General features: G+C 38.4%; 22 protein-coding genes and 1 pseudogene. 4 read left to right on the forward strand and 19 right to left on the reverse strand.

What is annotated here, in order from left to right; genetic code table 11:
• From E1I69_RS21640 to E1I69_RS21670, 8 genes and pseudogenes are all read right to left on the reverse strand, one after another.
• The coding region (locus E1I69_RS21640; protein ID WP_136381616.1) for an IS110 family transposase at window positions 1–1,267 on the reverse strand (1,267 nt) is incomplete at its 3' end.
• A 379-nt stretch (window positions 1,268–1,646) separates the two neighbouring features.
• Entirely contained in the window at window positions 1,647–1,871 is a 225-nt protein-coding gene (locus E1I69_RS24540; protein ID WP_162604329.1) for a hypothetical protein, read from the reverse strand.
• On the reverse strand, window positions 1,837–2,052 hold the full coding sequence (locus E1I69_RS25540) for an integrase core domain-containing protein (protein WP_136381617.1): 216 nt from the start codon (window positions 2,050–2,052) through the stop codon (window positions 1,837–1,839). Before E1I69_RS25540 ends, E1I69_RS24540 begins: the two co-directional genes overlap by 35 nt.
• An 81-nt stretch (window positions 2,053–2,133) precedes the next feature.
• Window positions 2,134–3,252 carry a tRNA 2-thiouridine(34) synthase MnmA gene (mnmA, locus tag E1I69_RS21650; protein ID WP_278186185.1) on the reverse strand — a complete coding sequence of 373 codons (1,119 nt, stop codon included), beginning with the start codon at window positions 3,250–3,252 and terminating at the stop codon, window positions 2,134–2,136.
• A 165-nt stretch (window positions 3,253–3,417) separates the two neighbouring features.
• Window positions 3,418–3,852: an OsmC family protein gene (locus E1I69_RS21655; RefSeq protein WP_136381619.1), complete on the reverse strand. Its 435-nt coding sequence runs from the start codon at window positions 3,850–3,852 to the stop codon at window positions 3,418–3,420.
• A gap of 120 nt (window positions 3,853–3,972) precedes the next feature.
• On the reverse strand, window positions 3,973–4,308 hold the full coding sequence (locus E1I69_RS21660; RefSeq protein WP_136381620.1) for an IDEAL domain-containing protein: 336 nt from the start codon (window positions 4,306–4,308) through the stop codon (window positions 3,973–3,975).
• A gap of 145 nt (window positions 4,309–4,453) precedes the next feature.
• The gene (locus E1I69_RS21665) at window positions 4,454–4,882 is read right to left on the reverse strand and encodes an RrF2 family transcriptional regulator (protein ID WP_136381621.1); all 429 of its coding nucleotides are present in this window, start codon (window positions 4,880–4,882) and stop codon (window positions 4,454–4,456) included.
• A gap of 107 nt (window positions 4,883–4,989) precedes the next feature.
• Window positions 4,990–5,245, reverse strand: a pseudogene (locus E1I69_RS21670) (ArsC/Spx/MgsR family protein); the annotation flags it as partial.
• A 421-nt stretch (window positions 5,246–5,666) separates the two neighbouring features.
• Between E1I69_RS21670 and E1I69_RS21675 the strand changes: the two are divergent.
• Window positions 5,667–5,957, forward strand: a complete 291-nt coding sequence (locus tag E1I69_RS21675) for a tyrosine-type recombinase/integrase (RefSeq protein WP_242634671.1) — start codon at window positions 5,667–5,669, stop codon at window positions 5,955–5,957.
• A gap of 83 nt (window positions 5,958–6,040) precedes the next feature.
• On the opposite strand, the gene groL is transcribed toward E1I69_RS21675, so the two are convergent.
• Together groL and groES are read right to left on the reverse strand one after the other, a co-directional pair.
• Window positions 6,041–7,669: a chaperonin GroEL gene (groL, locus tag E1I69_RS21680; RefSeq protein ID WP_136381622.1), complete on the reverse strand. Its 1,629-nt coding sequence runs from the start codon at window positions 7,667–7,669 to the stop codon at window positions 6,041–6,043.
• Window positions 7,670–7,847: 178 nt separating this feature from the next.
• Window positions 7,848–8,132, reverse strand: a complete 285-nt coding sequence (gene groES / locus E1I69_RS21685) for a co-chaperone GroES (protein WP_010285540.1) — start codon at window positions 8,130–8,132, stop codon at window positions 7,848–7,850.
• Window positions 8,133–8,464: 332 nt separating this feature from the next.
• Here groES and E1I69_RS21690 point away from each other — a divergent pair, with 332 nt between their 5' ends.
• Window positions 8,465–9,202, forward strand: coding sequence for a CPBP family intramembrane glutamic endopeptidase (locus tag E1I69_RS21690; protein ID WP_116354373.1), 738 nt, complete (start codon window positions 8,465–8,467; stop codon window positions 9,200–9,202).
• A gap of 3 nt (window positions 9,203–9,205) precedes the next feature.
• Entirely contained in the window at window positions 9,206–9,415 is a 210-nt protein-coding gene (locus E1I69_RS21695) for a YdiK family protein (RefSeq protein ID WP_136381623.1), read from the forward strand.
• A gap of 39 nt (window positions 9,416–9,454) precedes the next feature.
• Here the strand turns inward: E1I69_RS21695 and tatC are convergent, their stop codons facing one another.
• Genes tatC through moaC form a run of 4 tightly spaced genes read right to left on the reverse strand, consistent with a single transcriptional unit; the run spans window position 9,455 to window position 11,589 of the window.
• The gene (gene tatC / locus E1I69_RS21700) at window positions 9,455–10,204 is read right to left on the reverse strand and encodes a twin-arginine translocase subunit TatC (RefSeq protein WP_136381624.1); all 750 of its coding nucleotides are present in this window, start codon (window positions 10,202–10,204) and stop codon (window positions 9,455–9,457) included.
• 16 nt (window positions 10,205–10,220) lie between these two features.
• Window positions 10,221–10,412 (reverse strand): twin-arginine translocase TatA/TatE family subunit, encoded by a 192-nt coding sequence (locus E1I69_RS21705; protein WP_136381625.1) that lies wholly within the window; start codon window positions 10,410–10,412, stop codon window positions 10,221–10,223.
• A gap of 35 nt (window positions 10,413–10,447) precedes the next feature.
• On the reverse strand, window positions 10,448–11,089 hold the full coding sequence (locus E1I69_RS21710) for a redox-sensing transcriptional repressor Rex (RefSeq protein WP_136381626.1): 642 nt from the start codon (window positions 11,087–11,089) through the stop codon (window positions 10,448–10,450).
• Between the two features lie 2 nt (window positions 11,090–11,091).
• Window positions 11,092–11,589, reverse strand: coding sequence for a cyclic pyranopterin monophosphate synthase MoaC (gene moaC, locus E1I69_RS21715; protein WP_136381627.1), 498 nt, complete (start codon window positions 11,587–11,589; stop codon window positions 11,092–11,094).
• Window positions 11,590–11,723: 134 nt separating this feature from the next.
• On the opposite strand from moaC, the gene E1I69_RS21720 reads away from it, so the two are divergent.
• The gene (locus E1I69_RS21720) at window positions 11,724–13,658 is read left to right on the forward strand and encodes an ABC-F family ATP-binding cassette domain-containing protein (protein WP_136381628.1); all 1,935 of its coding nucleotides are present in this window, start codon (window positions 11,724–11,726) and stop codon (window positions 13,656–13,658) included.
• 355 nt (window positions 13,659–14,013) lie between these two features.
• On the opposite strand, the gene tsaD is transcribed toward E1I69_RS21720, so the two are convergent.
• From tsaD to thiL, 5 genes are read right to left on the reverse strand one after another with little or no spacing between them, the layout of a single operon-like run.
• Window positions 14,014–15,030, reverse strand: a complete 1,017-nt coding sequence (gene tsaD / locus E1I69_RS21725; protein ID WP_136381629.1) for a tRNA (adenosine(37)-N6)-threonylcarbamoyltransferase complex transferase subunit TsaD — start codon at window positions 15,028–15,030, stop codon at window positions 14,014–14,016.
• Window positions 15,023–15,490, reverse strand: coding sequence for a ribosomal protein S18-alanine N-acetyltransferase (rimI, locus tag E1I69_RS21730; RefSeq protein ID WP_431731901.1), 468 nt, complete (start codon window positions 15,488–15,490; stop codon window positions 15,023–15,025). The genes tsaD and rimI overlap by 8 nt, the downstream gene beginning before the upstream one ends.
• Window positions 15,491–15,492: 2 nt before the next feature.
• Entirely contained in the window at window positions 15,493–16,185 is a 693-nt protein-coding gene (gene tsaB / locus E1I69_RS21735) for a tRNA (adenosine(37)-N6)-threonylcarbamoyltransferase complex dimerization subunit type 1 TsaB (RefSeq protein ID WP_136381630.1), read from the reverse strand.
• A complete protein-coding gene (gene tsaE / locus E1I69_RS21740) occupies window positions 16,182–16,640 on the reverse strand; it encodes a tRNA (adenosine(37)-N6)-threonylcarbamoyltransferase complex ATPase subunit type 1 TsaE (RefSeq protein WP_136381631.1) in 459 nt (152 codons plus the stop codon). The genes tsaB and tsaE overlap by 4 nt, the downstream gene beginning before the upstream one ends.
• 14 nt (window positions 16,641–16,654) lie before the next feature.
• Window positions 16,655–17,644, reverse strand: coding sequence for a thiamine-phosphate kinase (thiL, locus tag E1I69_RS21745; RefSeq protein WP_136381632.1), 990 nt, complete (start codon window positions 17,642–17,644; stop codon window positions 16,655–16,657).
• Between the last annotated feature and the right edge of the window lie 162 nt (window positions 17,645–17,806).

Raw genomic sequence — 17,806 nt, forward strand, 5'->3', positions numbered from 1 at the left:
CTTCGAGACCAGGAATATCCCTCATCATTCGCTGTGCGTCAAACGCTTTGTGCTTCGTGCAAATTCCGTGTAATACTTTTAATAGTTTTCCGCATAGAACCACGATAGATTGCTTCTTACGTAAAGGATTAACCTGACGGTTTGTGTAATACTCGTGTAGCTTTTTGAAAGCTTCATTGTGACGAATCATCGGCATCATAACTCGGAACAGTAGAGCACGTAGTTTCCTTCTGCCTCGTTTAGAGATGCGTTTTTGTCCTTTATGCAGCCCAGAGGAATTTTCGCGTAACGTTAATCCCGCGAGTTTGATTAATTGGCGTGGATTCTCGTAGTGTGAAAAGCTTCCTATTTCGGCTAATAAATCGACAATAGTGTTATCTCCAATTCCTTCAACAGTTGATAGCCATTCGTATTCTACTGATGTTTTTACAAGTTCAACTAAGCGTTGATTAATGCTTTCAATATCTTTTTCTAGTTGATGGTAACGGCGGACAAGTGTGGTGATTTCAATTCGGGCCATCTCATGTCCTTCTGTTACTCCGATAGAATTAGCAGCGACCTCAATAAGGCGCACTGCTTTAGGCCTTTGGGGGGATTTAAGCCCCTCAACCTTTCGATAAAGGGATAAAACTTCATCGGGTTGTTTCTGTTGAAGATCACTTGGAAATGGAGTACATTCAAGTGCAGCCAAAGACATTTTTCCGAATGACGGAAACACCTGAGTGAATTCAGGAAAATAGCGATCTAACCAGCGAATCATCATGTTTTTGATAGCGCCTAATTCCTCAGTGAGCTTACTTTTGAAAGATGATCCAACGCGAAGTTCAGCTTCCATACCTTTTAAGATACGGGGATAGCTGAAGCGACCATCTTTTACGAGACGAGCAATTACTAATGCATCCTTACGATCATGTTTAGTCGGAAGATTATCATCCAACTCTTTTGACCGTCTGACATGCATTGGATTAACCATCGCCAAAGGTATGCCTCGTTCCTCAAGGAAGTAAGCTAAATTCAGCCAATAGTGGCCCGTTGGTTCAATACCAATAATAACCTCAGTTTTTTCGTTTTCTTTCATTGCATCCAGAATGCGTTTATAGAAATAATCGAAACCATTTCCAGCTTGGGACAAGGAAAACGATTTTTGGAGCACACGGCCACGATCATCAACAAAGCAAGCAAAATGTGTTCGCTTAGCAATATCGATTCCGACTACTAGTGTTTTTTCAGTGACTTGATTAATTTTTTGATTTTGTTTAAAATCCATTATGGAGTCCTCCTTGGTTAACAAATTAGGGGTCAATTTCTGCAGATCTTGACACCCCGTATCATACCAAGAGGGCTCTTTTTTGTTCAAGTCCCCGAAAATCCTTCTAACAGGAATGCTCCTTTAATTACTTTTATTAACTATTACAATCTTTGCTGATAAACCTTCTCCCATCTTTTAGACAAACTAAAAAGAGTGGATTATACCAAACATAGCGTGACACCTTTCGAATAATAATATTATTTTTTAGCAAAGGCTATTATAATGCTTAATTACGGAGTATTTGGATCATTTACGCTGTCGATTGGTTCAACTGTAACGGGGATTGTGTTTTCTTTTATTTAAAATAAATTATACATAAAAGAACTAATTGAAAAGGTTACCAGCCCGCTAATGATGAATCAAGGGCCTTATTAGAAATTAACCAAATCATTTCCAAAATTGCATAATCCAAAAGGCTGACTAAAAGAAATTTCTGTTTTGCTTGCTCATAAACTATTTCTCTATTTTTTAGCACATTGATATATTCACCTGAATGGACCTCTTCAGGTGTCACAAATTTATGCCCACTATTGCTGATGCTCACAGGTGTACCAATGGACAAACGTACGGGTCCATTCTCGAGCTAGCGATAAGTTTTCAAATCCTTTATAAGGAAATTCAGGTCGGTACTTCATTGTACGAAACATAGCTTCAGAATAAGGGTTATCGTTGCTTACTCTTGGTCTAGAAAAGGAGCTCTGGATACCAAGTTTCTCAAGTAATGTTTGGAAGGTCGATGCCATTGGACTGCGATTATCCGAATGAAAGAAAAAACTGACTCATTAAAGTCGTCTTTAACGACCTTTTGAGTCAGCCCCCCAGTATTACCCAACATAGGTAAGTCCTTCACCATTTTTGAATGCTTTTTCAATCGTACCACCGCCAAGGCATTCTTCTCCTTGATAGAATACAGCCGATTGTCCCGGTGTGATTGCTCTTATTGGCTGATGGAAAAGCACCTGTACTTGATCATTTTCCAAAAGTCGGACAGTCACTTTATGATCTTCTTGACGATAACGGAATTTAGCTGTGCATTCAAATTCCTGTGGTTTCTCTAAATTGGATACCCAGCTGACTTTGTCGGCGATAATGGAATCAGAATATAGTTTTTCATGATGAAACCCTTGTCCAACATAAAGAACATTTCGTTTTAAATCTTTTCCTATCGCAAACCAGGGTTCACCTGAACCGCCAATTCCCAGTCCATGGCGCTGGCCAATAGTATAATACATTAATCCATCATGCGTACCCTTAACTTGACCATCAAAGGTTTCCATCTTCCCAGTTTTAGCAGGAAGATAATTGCTTAAGAAATCTTTAAAATTCCGCTCGCCAATGAAGCAAATTCCGGTACTGTCTTTTTTCGTAGCAGTCGCAAGGCCTGCTTCCATGGCAATTTCACGAACTTTGGATTTCTCAAGTTCACCTATTGGGAACAGTACTTTGCTGAGCTGTTCCTGTGATAATTGGTTAAGAAAATAGGTCTGGTCCTTATTTTGATCAATCCCCCGAAGCATTTTATATTCCCCATCACGATAAACAACCCGAGCATAATGACCTGTTGCCACATAGTCAGCTCCAAGGTTAATCGCATGCTCCAAAAAGGCTTTAAATTTAATTTCTTTGTTACACATGACGTCTGGATTAGGTGTTCGGCCAGCTTTATATTCCTCTAAAAAATAAGTAAAAACCTGGTCCCAATATTGTTTTTCAAAATTAACAGCATAGTATGGAATTCCTATTTGATTGCAGACGCGAATGACATCATCGTAATCTTCAGTAGCCGTACATACTCCATTTTCATCTGTATCGTCCCAGTTTTTCATAAAAATACCGATAACATCATAGCCTTGTTGTTTTAAAAGAAGGGCTGCAACCGATGAGTCCACACCACCAGACATTCCAACAACAACTCTTATATTTTTTAGATCCTTTGTTGCCAATTCTTTCACCTCGACTTTTCGTGTAAACATACTTTAAAAGAATTTGTTTTCTTAAGCGCCTCACAATGCTTGCGGTTTCATGGGCAACTTCGACAATCTGTTCATCTGTCGTGTTGAAACTGCTCCTCTACGCTAAAAAATTATTTAAATATTCAGGTCAATGCTTTACTTAGCGGAAACTTTGGCTTGAACCTTGATTTTTACATCTGCTTTTTTCAATAGATTTCCAACTTCGCATCCCTTTTCTGCCGCTTCTGCAGCTCTTTGTGCTGATTCGATCTGTTCTTGAGTTGCATCAGAGGATAAAACAATATGTGGATAATGCGTAATTTTAAACTCATTATCAGCTATGTTGGCCTCAGAACCCACCGTAAGCTCCACTACAGGTAACTTTCTACTTTCGAGCACAAACACAAGAGTTGCTGTATAACAAGTTGTCACAGATGAAACAAGTACCTCTTTCGGATTTGCTCCATCCCCGCTTCCTCCTATGGATGTAGGTATTGCAATTTTTGTTTCAAGGAAGTTTGCATTAAGAGTTCCATTCCCTTTTACTCCGTCATTCCAAACAGCGTTCACATTTACTTTCATATTAGCCATGTTTAACACTCCTCAAAAAATAAAAATATATTGGATAATCGCAAATTTTTCACGAAAAATGAATATTTCCAAACACATTGTAATTTAATTGTAAAAATCTATATATAATTTGTATAATTTTTAATGTACTCCACCAACAATCTGTTTAATTGAGTTTAACTTGGAAGAAAGCTCAATAAACCATGCCTCATCCCCCGTAAATAATGCCAAGTCTATGAGAAATAGAATTTGTTCCTTGTTTACCACCTTAGAAAGTGGCAGTTTCCTAACATTTTTACTTAAAATCGGTATTGTTTTGCCAAGCGTTTCACGATTGTCACTCGTAGCAACCGTTACTTTAACGACTCCATCCAGAATACTCTGGGACTCAATATAACCAATTATTAATTCCCCATTCCCTGATTTCCCCTTAATCCAATCACCTGTTTTCAAAACGGAATTACCATTCGTCAACATCCTTTTTCACCTTCTTAAGTTATTTTTGTAGTTTATGAATGTAATCAAGAAAGTACCTTTTTTAAGCTACAGTCATCGGGGATATATCACCTAGATGAATCTGTAATACTTTTTATTACATTTAATAAAAAGAAGTCTACGGCCATCAGTCACAGCCGCTATTTTGTTCTTGATTTACAAGATCGACAACTTCTTTAATTGTATAGTTCTTTAAATATTCACCCAAATGTTCTTCTGCACCTAAGAAAATTGTAAATAATACTCTTTTCATATTCGCTCCCACAATACACTTTTCATTTGAATCAGGACACTTAGGCTGCAAAGCACCTTCAGAGGTTATCATATATATATCCCAAAGATTAACTTCACTCAGCTCTAGAGTAAAAATAAATCCGCCGCCGGTTCCTTCTTTTGATATTATAAATCCATGTTTTTTTAACAAGCTTAGCACTTTACGTATGCGTACTGGGTGGACACCAGCACTCTCTGAGATACCATCACTTGTTGACATACGGTCCGGCTGCAACGCAAGATAAGTTAAACTATGAATGGCAAGTGTAAAATCACTATTCATGGCCTGCCTCCTTAGAAATCAACACAACTAATCACCTTTTTGCTTTACATATACTTCTGCATCTTTTTTTAAATCAATCAACATAGTGTAATAATAAATATTACAGTTCATCTTGTCAAGTATCTAATTAGAAGTATTGTATCAACTCTTAACCATGAATAAAAGCTGCGGATCTCTTCCTCGTTATAGCCAACCTGTAATCTTTTTTCGTCTTGGATAATTGGCCGGTGCAACATTTGAGGGTACTTGATTATTAATTTATAAAATGCATTTAAAGGGGATTGAAAAATATGTTTCTTTCAATATACTCAATATGATGTTCTTCAAGCCAAGCTTTTGCTTTCGGCAAGAAGTACAACTTGAAGGATATACAGATACTTACACACTACTTCATATTTTCCAGCTCATTTCCTACTGACTATACTGTATATTTAAATATTACAGTTCGTGAAGTCAACTGTAAATCGTTTTTGCTACAGAGCCATTCTCTGCACCCTGAACAGTAATTTTCGCATCATATTAGTAGCCAACTGTTGTATAGCTAGGACCTGCAATTTTATTTATGGTTAAGGTTTCTCCCTTAACTCTAACATGAAGCCCGGTTGGAAAGCCAGGCCTCCTCATTTTTTATTTAGAAAACCTCCGATTACATCTTCCCATTGGTACAAACAAAGCCCGAAAATCAAGGAAGAAAATAGTTGTGGATGAAGATGTCATCAAAGCTTTAAAAAAAGTTCGGAATAAGAGCAATTAGGTAACAATTACTATAGAAAGGACTTTATCTTTGCGAAGATGGAACGACAATTTGGTTATCCCCATTGTCATAAAAAACGTTCGTGAACGTATGAAAAGGCTGCTTACCATGGCTGGCCTGAATAAAGAGTTAACACCACACTCTTTGCGACATACTCATACGTCACTTCTTGCCGAGGCATGTGTCTCACTAGAACAAATCATGGACAGGCTTGGCCATACTGATGATCAGATTACGAAAAATGTTTACCTTCATGTCACGCAAGAAATGAAAAAAGAAGCTTCCCACAAGTTTGCTCAACTCATGAGAAGCCTCCGTTAAAAACCTCATGTTAACAAAATGTTAACACATTCCACTCTCATCTTACATAAAACCCTTATATATCAAGGGTTTGAGGGCGTTTATTACATCATGCCGCCCATTCCACCCATGCCGCCCATGTCAGGCATTGCAGGAGCATCTTTTTCTGGTAGGTCAGCAATGACTGCTTCAGTTGTTAAGAACATAGCTGATACAGATGCTGCGTTTTGAAGTGCAGAACGAGTTACCTTAGTTGGGTCAACGATACCAGCGTCAATCATGTTTACCCACTCGCCAGTTGCTGCGTTGAAGCCAATTCCGATTTCTTCGTTTTTCAAGCGTTCCACAACAACAGATCCTTCAAGCCCAGCGTTGTGAGCGATTTGACGTACTGGCTCTTCTAATGCACGAAGAACGATGTTCACACCAGTTGCTTCGTCTCCAGCTAATTCGATAGCAGCTACTTTGTTATATACGTTCACAAGTGCAGTACCACCACCTGAAACGATACCTTCTTCAACTGCTGCGCGAGTTGCGTTAAGAGCATCTTCAATACGAAGTTTGCGTTCTTTTAGTTCAGTTTCAGTAGCAGCACCAACTTTGATAACTGCAACTCCACCAGCTAATTTAGCTAGGCGCTCTTGTAATTTTTCTTTGTCAAATTCAGAAGTAGTTTCTTCCATTTGAACACGGATATTGTTAACGCGAGCTGCGATCTTGTCAGATTCGCCTGCACCTTCAACGATAGTCGTATTTTCTTTTGTTACAACGATCTTAGAAGCGCGACCTAATTGAGTGATGTCAGCAGATTTAAGGTCTAAACCTAAATCTTCAGTGATTACTTGACCACCAGTTAAGATAGCAATATCTTCTAGCATTGCTTTACGACGGTCACCGAATCCAGGAGCTTTAACAGCTACTGCATTGAATGTACCACGAAGCTTGTTCACAACTAGAGTTGCAAGTGCTTCACCTTCAACATCTTCAGCGATTAGTAATAATGGCTTACCTTGTTGAACAACTTGCTCTAATACTGGTAGGATTTCTTGAATGCTAGAAATCTTTTTATCCGTAATTAATACATATGGATTTTCAAGAACTGCTTCCATTTTATCAGAATCAGTTACCATGTATGGAGAAGCATATCCACGGTCAAATTGCATACCTTCTACTACTTCTAGTTCAGTAGAGAAGCCTTTAGATTCTTCAATTGTAATAACACCGTCGTTACCAACGCGCTCCATTGCTTCAGCGATTAATTGGCCAACTTCATTGTCATCTGAAGAAATAGCAGCAACTTGTGCGATAGATTCTTTACCTTCAATAGGTTTTGAAATAGCTTTTAATTCTTCAACAGCTGTAGTTACAGCTTTTTCAATACCTCTGCGAACTACCATTGGGTTTGCACCCGCTGTAACGTTCTTTAAGCCTTCGCGAATCATTGCTTGTGCAAGAACAGTTGCAGTAGTCGTACCGTCACCAGCAACATCATTTGTTTTGCTAGCAACTTCAGCTACAAGCTTAGCACCCATGTTTTCGAATGCATCTTCTAGTTCGATTTCTTTTGCAATTGTTACACCATCATTTGTGATAAGTGGTGAACCAAATTTTTTCTCAAGAACCACGTTACGCCCTTTTGGTCCTAATGTTACTTTTACAGCATTTGCTAATGCATCAACACCACGTAGCATTGCGCGACGAGCATCTTCACTAAATTTAATTTCTTTTGCCATAATTAAGCCCTCCTCAATATAATCAAATGTGCCTTGGCGTATTTGCGCCCGATTTTTTTCGAGCAAGCTCGAAAAGTTTCCTTTGAAAAATCGTGGCATCCGCCGGAGGCATTTAACTTTATTCAGGTCTTTTCTGAATAAAGTTAATGTTTCTTATGATATAAAATGCTGCTTTTTATTAACCAATAACAGCTAAAATGTCGCTTTCACGTAAAATTAAGTATTCAGTACCTTCGTATTTCACTTCAGTACCTGCATATTTTGAGAAGATAATGCGATCACCAACCGCAACCTCTAAAGCTACCTTTTCACCACTGTCTAGAACACGACCTGTACCAACAGCAACTACTTTACCTTCTTGAGGCTTTTCCTTTGCAGAATCTGGTAATACGATTCCGCTTGCAGTTTTTTCCTCTGATTCAACTAGTTCAATAACAACGCGATCACCTAATGGCTTTAACAAGTGAAACGACCTCCTCAAATAATTTAAATATTAGTTTCGTTTTCTTATTAGCACTCAAACCACCTGAGTGCTAACACAATTATTATATTAAATAATCTCTAGCCATTTTGCAAGTCATTTGATATAGAAATTTGGAAAAAAGATTCATTTTTACATGTAATATTTGTCCACCCTACCTATCCTATGTTACAAACAGGAAAAATAAACCAACAATTTATTTTCTTTCAATGAAATTTCGAATTTGCATTATACTAAAGGAAAGAAATGAATATATGTTACAATACAAAAGGTGGACAATTTTCAATCATTCCGTCTATAAAAAGGAGATTTTCATGAAAGCTAGATATTGGTATGTCATATTAACGTACATCGTCATGCAGTTCTCTGGGATTTTAGGGATTCCGCTTTTACTATCTTTAGGTGTTGGAAAAAACTTAGATCCAGCCACTGCTACAAATACAATTATTGCACTTTGGACTGTTATTAGTTTTGTCGCTGCACTTCCGATTGTTTTATTTTTATTAAGGCAAGATATGAGAGAGAGACATCAGAACTTACGACGTTCCTCTAAAGGTGAGGCAATTGGATGGGCGATTGCAGGTATTTTTATGGCCATGACAGCCCAGGTGGTTGCGGCAAATATTGAAATTCATTTATTTGGCATTGAGCCAGGATCTGAGAACACCCAAGAAATTTTGACACTGGTAAAATCTTTGCCATTGTTAGTCATTGTTGTTTCGGTGATTGGTCCAATTCTGGAAGAGATTATTTTCCGCCAAATTATCTTTGGTTCTTTATATAAAAAATTTAACTTTTTCATCTCTGGCTTAATTAGTTCATTAATTTTTGCGGTTGTACATATGGATTTCACTCATATCCTTATCTATACTGCAATGGGCTTTACCTTTGCATTCCTTTATGTACAAACAAAACGAATTATTGTACCAATTTTTGCACATGTGGCGATGAATACTTTTGTTGTAGTGGTTCAGACAGTTTTTGCAGATGATATAGAAAGGATCATGAAGCAAGCCGAGAAGCTGCAACAGACATTTATTGGAGGCTTTTAATTTATGCGAAGAACTTCACCTTTTGCCATGGGCATCATTTACGCATTAATGGGAATTTTATTTACTTATATTGCAATTAATAGTGCAACGGAGACCGTCTGGAACTTTTCCACAATCCTCCTAGCTGTTGTCGCAACATTCGACTTTGGTGTGGCCATCCGAATGTTAACCTTGCACTTCAAAATAAAAAAAGTGACTAAGGAAAAAAAATAACCTCCATCCGGAGGTTATTTCTATTTTCTGAGCTTTTGTTTATTCCATACCATTCGCTGCCATCATTTCCGCTTTAAGCACCTTTCTATAGGCACTTCTTGAAACAAGGATACTAATTTCATATAAGCCAAACAACGGTACAGTAACCATTAAATGAGAGATTATTTCAGGAGGTGTAATTAACCCTCCAATTACTAATAGAATAAAATACGCATATTTTCGTATTTTCGATAAGAACATCGGTGTGACAATTCCAAGTCTTGTGAGAAACATGACAACTACCGGCAACTGAAACAAAAAGCCAAACGGCAAGGTAAGCTGCAACAGAAATTGAAAATACTCATTAATCCCGATAACTTGGTTAATATCAAGGCTATTCGCTAACCTCGTCATAAAATTCACTACAAATGGGAATAGAATAAAGTAGGAAAATGAGACCCCTACTAAAAACAAGACTACCGAAATCGGTATATAACTCAAGGTTACCTTTCTTTCCTTTTCATACAGACCTGGACTGATGAACGCCCATAGCTGATAGAGTAAAAAAGGAGAGGAGATAACAAGTGCAATAATAAAGGCAAAATTCATATATATTTTAATTGGATCTGTCATACGGAAAGCATTCATTGTCAGTTCTTTTGCTTCCTCTGCATTTTGCAAGTAAAGAATGACCGGCTCTGCTAGAAAAAAGCTTCCTAATGCAACAATGAAGAAGAAAAAGACTACGTAAATCAGTCGTTTTCGTAGCTCACCAATATGATCGTAGACGGACATTTCTTTTTCGTTCATGTGACTCATCCTATCATTACTTCACATCAGGAGTTTCATTCTTTTTTACATCATCATCGTCATCATCTGCTAAACCTTTTGTTGCGTTTTTGAATTCACGCAAAGTATTACCTGCTGCTCTTCCTAATTGAGGTAACTTCTTCGGTCCAAAAATAAGTAACGCTGCAAATACAATCAATAGGATACTACCAAATCCAAGACTTCCCACAGTAAGTCACCTCCCAACATGTGTAAAATATATTTCTACTCTTCATTCGAATAATGCTTTAAAAAGTAAACAAGTGCTTGTAGCTCAACAGCTAAGTCAATATGGTGGACTCGAATATGTTCAGGCACATTAATTCTTGCTGGTGTGAAATTAAGGATACCTTTAATCCCCTTACTTACGAGGCGATCTGTAATTGCCTGTGCCGCGCCAACGGGAACTGTTAAAATAGCAACCGTGACATCATCAGGCAATTCTTTTTCAAGATCATCTAAATGATATACCTTGACTCCACCAATACTGCTTCCTACTTTATTATAATCCACATCAAATGCAAGCTCAATTTTTGTATTATTATTTTTTGAGAAATTATAATGTAAAAATGCGGTACCTAAATTACCGACACCTATTAACGTAACCTTTGTTAATTCATCCTGATCAAGGGTCTTACTAAAAAAGGATAATAAATAATTCACATTATAGCCATACCCTTTTTTTCCCAATGCACCAAAATAGGAAAAATCACGCCTAATCGTTGCAGAATCAACCTTGACTGCATCACTTAGCTCTGCAGACGATACTCTCTGCTTCCCCGAGGCATGCAGGTTTTTTAAAAACCGATAATAAAGTGGCAGCCTTTTGGCAGTTGCTTGTGGTATTTTTGACTGTTCCAAATTCATATTTATTCCCCCGCTACTGGTACTGGCCTTTTAAAATCACCGTTTTTTCCACCTGTTTTTTCAGCTAAATAGGTTGGTCCAATCACCATGCCTTTATCAACTGCTTTACACATATCATATACAGTTAACGCACAAACCGATGCGGCCGTAAGGGCTTCCATCTCTACGCCGGTACTGCCCTTTGTTTTAACTGATACGGTAATATGTAAAATATAATCATCTTGGGTCGTCCAATTAAAGCTGATATCGACGCCCTTTAATGCTAACGGATGGCACATCGGAATTAACTCTGATGTTTTTTTAGCTGCCATAATACCGGCAACCTGAGAAACAGCAAGAACATCTCCCTTGCGAATCTCATTATTTATGATTTGCTCATAAATCAATTTATTTACAGTAATACTTGATTTTGCAATCGCTGTACGAACAGTATCAGATTTCTCTGTAATGTCGACCATTCTTGCTCGACCTTGCTCATTAAAATGGGTAAATGAAGACATATATCAAACCCTCCCATAAACTATACACTATTTTACCACATCTGTCTTTGTAACATCTGTGAACATTATCATTGCAGTTGCTCTATTAAGATAATATAAGATACACTGTTGTTAGAAACAAGAGGTGAAATAGTATGATTTTACTACAAGTAAATCAGCTCAAAAAATATTTTGCTGCTGATCTTATTTTATCCAATATAAAATTAGAAGTACAAACTCGCGACCGCATTGCTATTGTTGGTCGAAATGGTGCCGGAAAGTCGACTCTTTTAAAAATGATCGCAGGACAGATGTCACATGATGGCGGTGAAATCATTAAGCCGAAAAGTGTCACAATCGATTATCTCGCACAAGACACTGGACTTGAATCAACGCTTACCATTTGGCAAGAAATGCTTACTGTCTTTGCACCCTTACAGAAACTAGAAAAAGACTTACGAAACCTTGAAGTAAAAATGGGAGACCCCTCCGTTTTTGAAAATCCGGCTGATTATCAAAAACTCCTTGAAGAATACGATCAGCTCCAGGTCGATTTTAAAGAACGAGGTGGCTATCAATATGAAGCTGATATTCGTTCCATTCTACATGGGTTTCATTTTACAGAAGAATATTACGAAACAAAAATATCTAGCTTGAGCGGTGGTCAAAAGACACGCCTAGCCCTTTGTAAACTATTACTTTCAAAGCCTGATTTATTGATTCTGGATGAGCCGACAAACCACCTCGATATCAGCACGCTCACCTGGCTTGAACAATATCTCCAAGGCTATCCAGGTGCGCTCTTAATCGTGTCCCATGACCGTTACTTCCTTGATAAAGTCGTCAACCAGGTCTATGAAATTTCAAGACACACAAGCACAAAATATGTCGGTAACTACAGCAACTATTTAAAATTAAAGGCTGAAAACTATGAGCTTGATTTGAAAAGATATGAAAAACAACAGGAAGAAGTCGAAAAACTAAAAGACTTCATCGCGAAAAACCTAGTCAGAGCTTCAACAACGAAACGCGCTCAAAGCAGACGAAAACAGCTTGATCGAATGGAGCTGATGGACAGGCCATCAGGTGATGAAAAATCTGCTTCCTTCCGTTTCGAAATTGAAAGACAAAGCGGAAATGATGTGTTAAGTGCAAAAGACATCTCCGTTTCCTATGAAAAAAACAAGCCTGTAATCAAAAATATCAATTTCAATATTTATCGTGAAGATAGTATTGCGTTAGTAGGTCCTAACGGGATTGGGAAATCGACTCTACTAAAAGGGGTTATCAATAAGCTCGAGCATGTCGATGGAACGATTCGTTTCGGTTCACATGTAACCATTGGCTACTATGACCAACAACAAGCAGACCTCAACTCAAATAAACGGGTGTTAAACGAATTATGGGATGAATATCCCCTTAAGCCTGAAAAAGAAATCCGTACAGTTCTTGGAAATTTCTTATTTTCAGGGGATGATGTGTTAAAAATTGTTTCTACACTAAGTGGTGGCGAAAAAGCGAGACTTGCTCTTGCAAAGCTGATGATGGAAAAGTCGAACTTCCTTATTCTTGACGAGCCAACAAACCATCTTGACCTTGATAGTAAGGAAGTACTCGAAAATGCGTTAATTGATTATCCTGGGACTATCCTTTTTGTCTCCCATGACCGATACTTTATTAACCGAATTGCAACAAAGGTATTTGAGTTATCCCCAGAAGGACTCACAGAATACCTCGGTGATTATGACTATTATCTCGAAAAGAAATTCGAAATGGAAGAATTGGCGAAACTTGAAACACAAGAGAAAAAAGCGGATAAACGAGAAGTGATTCAAGAAAAAACGTCCTATGAGCAAGAAAAGGAATTAAAAAAGCTTGAACGCCAACGTAAGCGAAGAATTGAAGAGATTGAGGTTGAGATATCCTCTCTTGAAGAAAAAACAGAAGAAAATGAACAGCTTCTTTGTGACCCTGAAGTTTACCAAAATCATGAGGAAGTTCAACGCATTAATGAAGAGAACGAGAAAATCACAGCTAAGCTTGAAGCCCTAATGGAAGAATGGGAATCCCTTCACGAAATAAGCGGATAGACCTTTTCACCTATCTACAAAAAATAAGTTATCCCCATCTAAACAAAGAGTTTGGATGGGGATTTTTTGATTCTTTTTCCACAATTATCGAGTTATGCACCGACTTATCCACATTGTCCACACTCATCAACAGATTTATCCACATTAAATGTCCACAAATGCAGATTAGTTATTTCAGTGTTTTTTTCTAGTTTTCCACATAACCTGTGAATCTGTGGATAATTTATCAACAAAAAATCCTCTTATCTAAAGAGGACTTTATTCCTATCAAATACGACTTGGCGTATTTTCCGCCCAGATTTTCATCGAACTTGTTATACATTTCCTTTTAAAATCTGAGGCATCCGCCGGAGGCTTAACTTTCGATATCTAACCCCGGATTTGCATTTAACGCATATGACGAACGTTTCCCTTTTTCATACAAGACACTGCCAACTGCCGCAATCATTGCCGCATTGTCTGTACAAAGCGAAAGTGGCGGAATAATGAGCTTCACTTCAGGCATTTGCAAAAACGCTGCCTCTAAAGCTGCTCGCAAACCTTTATTTGCCGCAACTCCCCCAGCTAATAAGACTTGTTTCACTTGATACTGTTTCGCTGCCTTTACTGTTTTTGTCACTAATACATCAATGACACTTTCCTGAAAACTTGCTGCTAGATTCTTAGGATCAATTGTTTCCCCACGCTGCTCCGCATTGTGCAGAGTATTTATGACAGCTGATTTTAACCCACTAAAACTAAAATCGTATGAATCCTCTTCTAGCCATGCTCTTGGTAAATCAATCGTTGCTGTTCCCTCATGCGCCAGGCGATCAATATGAGGCCCACCTGGATATGGGAGACTAAGTGTTCTTGCCACCTTGTCATACGCCTCACCAGCAGCATCATCCCTTGTTTCCCCGATAACCTTAAAGGATGCATGCTCCTCCATGTATACAAGCTCCGTATGACCACCAGACACAACCAACGCTAATAATGGAAACTCAAGCTCCTCCACTAAGCGATTTGCATAAATATGACCCGCAATATGATGAACCCCTAAAAGGGGAATATCGTGGGCAAATGCTACTGCTTTTGCCGCATTAACCCCAATTAGTAAAGCACCTACTAAACCAGGTCCTTCTGTTACAGCAATTCCATCAATATCCTCAAAAGCCACATTAGCCTGCTCTAATGCCTCTTCAATCACAAGTGTGATTGCTTCAACATGATGTCTAGATGCAATTTCGGGTACGACCCCACCAAAGCGTTTATGGCTTTCAATTTGAGAGGCAACCACATTTGATAAAATTTCCCGCCCGTTTTTGACAATCGAGACAGCTGTTTCATCACAGCTTGTTTCAATTCCCATAATTAATTGATTATCACTCATTTAAATTCACCCACATTACTAGTGCATCTTCATTATTGTCTGTATAGTAATTTTTTCGAATTCCACCAGGCTTAAAGCCTAACTTTTTATAGAGATTTTGGGCAATTTGATTGGACACTCTCACCTCAAGCGTCATCGTAACTGCCTGATGCTGCATCGCTAAAAGCTTAGCCTGCATCAATAAAGCCTCCCCAAGCTTTTTTCCCCGATATTCTGGCAGCACTGCAATATTAGTAATATGACATTCATCTAAAATTAGCCACATCCCACAATACCCAATAACTTTTCCGTTATCAGTCATCACAATATACTTGGCAAACTGATTATGAACTAATTCATTATAAAATGCTTCTCTTTTCCAAGGAACGGTAAATGCTGATGTCTCAACCTTCATGACATCATCAATATCATTTAACGTCATGAAGCGAAACAGTATCTGTTGATTAATGGTATCTTCCATGCTTACCCCTGCCTCTTCCCTAACCAATTCGCCTCGGCTTCAGCTAAGCGAATATAATTTGGCACAAATGTATGAACATCCACTGGCTCTTTCTTCAACCCTAACTCTACTAACTCACTTGGTCTTGGATTCCAATCCGTGTATGGTGCAACATATGCAAGTTGAGCTAAATCTGTTTCTATCTGCTCCTTATGGATAACCAAGTCATTGCCAATGAAAAGAACCGGTGTTTCTTTCTTTTTAAGCTCCTCAAGCCAATCCGATACTAAAACAATTTTATCCTCTTCTACACAAGTCAGCGTCTTGCCTTCATATTGATAAAGACCTGTATATACTTGGCCCCTTCTCGCATCAAATAAAGGTGAAATAAAGCCATTAAAATACCTGCCATTGGCTGCTACCACTTCTAAACTTGATACTCCTGCCAACGGAATTCGTAAGGACCATGCCAATGTTTTGGCAATCGTGACTCCAATTCTCACTCCTGTGTATGAACCAGGTCCCATCGCCACTACAATTTTATCAAGTTCCTTAGGCTTTATGCCACATTCCTTCATTAACCGTTCAATAGTTGGCATTACCCGGACAGAATGGTTTTTTGGTAGGTTTGTAATGACCTCTCCAATCACTTTCTCTTCATCGACAATCGCTACCCCTAATACATAGTTGGACGTATCTATAGCTAAAACTTTCATTCGCCAAATAACTCCTCACATAAAAGTTGATACCTCTCCCCTGAAGGCATCACCGTAATCGTACGTTTTGTATCTCCTTCATGTTCAATTTTGATGGTGAGCCGATCTATTGGCAGACGATCTTCGATAAGATGTGCCCACTCCACTACAGTTACTCCATCACCCTCAAAATACTCATCAAATCCGAGATCCTCATCACTATGCTCTAAACGATACACATCCATATGATACAAAGGAATTCGCCCATGGTATTCCTTTATAATCGTAAACGTCGGACTATTCACCGTTCTCGTAATACCAAGTCCTTTAGCCAACCCTTTTGTAAAAGTTGTTTTTCCTGCACCTAAATCACCTTCAAGCGTGATGACATCACCTGGTCCAAGCTTTTTAGCGAGGCTATACGAAAAATTCTCCGTCGCTTCGGATGTATTCGATATAAACTTAAATATTTCCATAAAGTCCACCTTATTTATTTAGTAAAATGATTATACCCCTTCATCTCAAGCTTTTGTAATTCCCCGTTTCGGTTTAAAAATACAGCTGGACCACCATCAGAAACAGTCCCTATTTTCGAAAGGATATAGCCACGTTCACTTGCCTTTTTCTGTAGTATGTCCCAATCAGAAAGAGCCATTGTTCCAACTAGTTCAAAATCCTCTCCACCGTATAATGCAAACTCAAGAGCACGATCTCTATACTTTGTTAATATAGCTTCACTGAAAGGGATCTTATCTTCATCTATTTGTAGAATAACACCGCTGGCCTTTGCAATTTCATTGGCTTCACTAGCCAAACCATCACTTATATCATTTAAAGAGACTCGTTCAAAAGTTGATAAAAGTCTTCCAAACTCAACTCGCGGTAACGGATATTGATGCTTGCGGATTAGCGCTTCGTCGAATTCAGATAAGGTGTGCTCGATTCCGTTATGTAATAACACATTCAACCCAGCCGCTGAGTCACCAACCGTTCCAGTCACAAAAATGACATCTCCTGGCTTTGCTTGACTTCGCAAAAAGTGCTTTCCAGTCTCTACCTCACCAAGAACCGTAACGGTTATCACTAAGGTTTCAGCAATCGAAACCGTGTCACCACCTATTAAATCCATCGCATACTTATCTGCTAGCATTGCCATCCCTTCGTAAATCGATAACAAATCCGCTTCATTCCAATCCTTCGGTATCGCAATAGACACTAAATAATAGGTAGGGATTCCACCCATTGCCGCAATATCACTAATATTAACAGCCAATGCCTTATATCCAATTTGGTAAGGATTCATTGTGTGAGAATTAAAATGAACACCCTCTACCATTGTATCCATACATATGATTTGTTCCATATGTGAAGTTGGTCGAAAAAGGGCAGCATCATCCCCAATCCCTGCCACTAAGCCAGATTGTGATACACGCTTCGGTTTGATTTGGTCAATAAAGTGAAATTCATCCTGCAATGCCATCTACGGTCACTCCCAATATGTATGTCAAAAATGATGTGAATACGGTAGTGAAAAAAAAGCCCTAGGACATCGCCTAAGGACCTTTATACAATATTATTAGTTTACCGTATTTCATTCAAATCAGCAAAAAAAGATGTGAAATAAATGAGTTTTGGTGGGGGG

It is taken from the genome of Bacillus timonensis (assembly GCF_004799755.1).
Classification (GTDB): Bacteria; Bacillota; Bacilli; order Bacillales; family Bacillaceae_L; genus Ferdinandcohnia; species Ferdinandcohnia timonensis_A.

Bases quoted from the DNA above. Each gene is read 5' to 3' on its own strand.
- E1I69_RS21665 (WP_136381621.1), bottom strand. From the start codon at position 4,882: ATGAATAGTGATTTTACACTTGCCATTCATAGTTTAACTTATCTTGCG.
- E1I69_RS25540 (WP_136381617.1), bottom strand. From the start codon at position 2,052: ATGGCATCGACCTTCCAAACATTACTTGAGAAACTTGGTATCCAGAGC.
- E1I69_RS21660 (WP_136381620.1), bottom strand. From the start codon at position 4,308: ATGTTGACGAATGGTAATTCCGTTTTGAAAACAGGTGATTGGATTAAG.
- E1I69_RS21710 (WP_136381626.1), bottom strand. From the start codon at position 11,089: ATGAATTTGGAACAGTCAAAAATACCACAAGCAACTGCCAAAAGGCTG.
- tsaD (WP_136381629.1), bottom strand. From the start codon at position 15,030: ATGAGTGATAATCAATTAATTATGGGAATTGAAACAAGCTGTGATGAA.
- thiL (WP_136381632.1), bottom strand. From the start codon at position 17,644: ATGGCATTGCAGGATGAATTTCACTTTATTGACCAAATCAAACCGAAG.
- E1I69_RS21720 (WP_136381628.1), top strand. From the start codon at position 11,724: ATGATTTTACTACAAGTAAATCAGCTCAAAAAATATTTTGCTGCTGAT.
- E1I69_RS21655 (WP_136381619.1), bottom strand. From the start codon at position 3,852: ATGGCTAATATGAAAGTAAATGTGAACGCTGTTTGGAATGACGGAGTA.
- tsaB (WP_136381630.1), bottom strand. From the start codon at position 16,185: ATGAAAGTTTTAGCTATAGATACGTCCAACTATGTATTAGGGGTAGCG.
- E1I69_RS21695 (WP_136381623.1), top strand. From the start codon at position 9,206: ATGCGAAGAACTTCACCTTTTGCCATGGGCATCATTTACGCATTAATG.
- tsaE (WP_136381631.1), bottom strand. From the start codon at position 16,640: ATGGAAATATTTAAGTTTATATCGAATACATCCGAAGCGACGGAGAAT.
- tatC (WP_136381624.1), bottom strand. From the start codon at position 10,204: ATGAACGAAAAAGAAATGTCCGTCTACGATCATATTGGTGAGCTACGA.
- moaC (WP_136381627.1), bottom strand. From the start codon at position 11,589: ATGTCTTCATTTACCCATTTTAATGAGCAAGGTCGAGCAAGAATGGTC.
- E1I69_RS21690 (WP_116354373.1), top strand. From the start codon at position 8,465: ATGAAAGCTAGATATTGGTATGTCATATTAACGTACATCGTCATGCAG.
- groL (WP_136381622.1), bottom strand. From the start codon at position 7,669: ATGGCAAAAGAAATTAAATTTAGTGAAGATGCTCGTCGCGCAATGCTA.
- rimI (WP_431731901.1), bottom strand. From the start codon at position 15,490: ATGGAAGATACCATTAATCAACAGATACTGTTTCGCTTCATGACGTTA.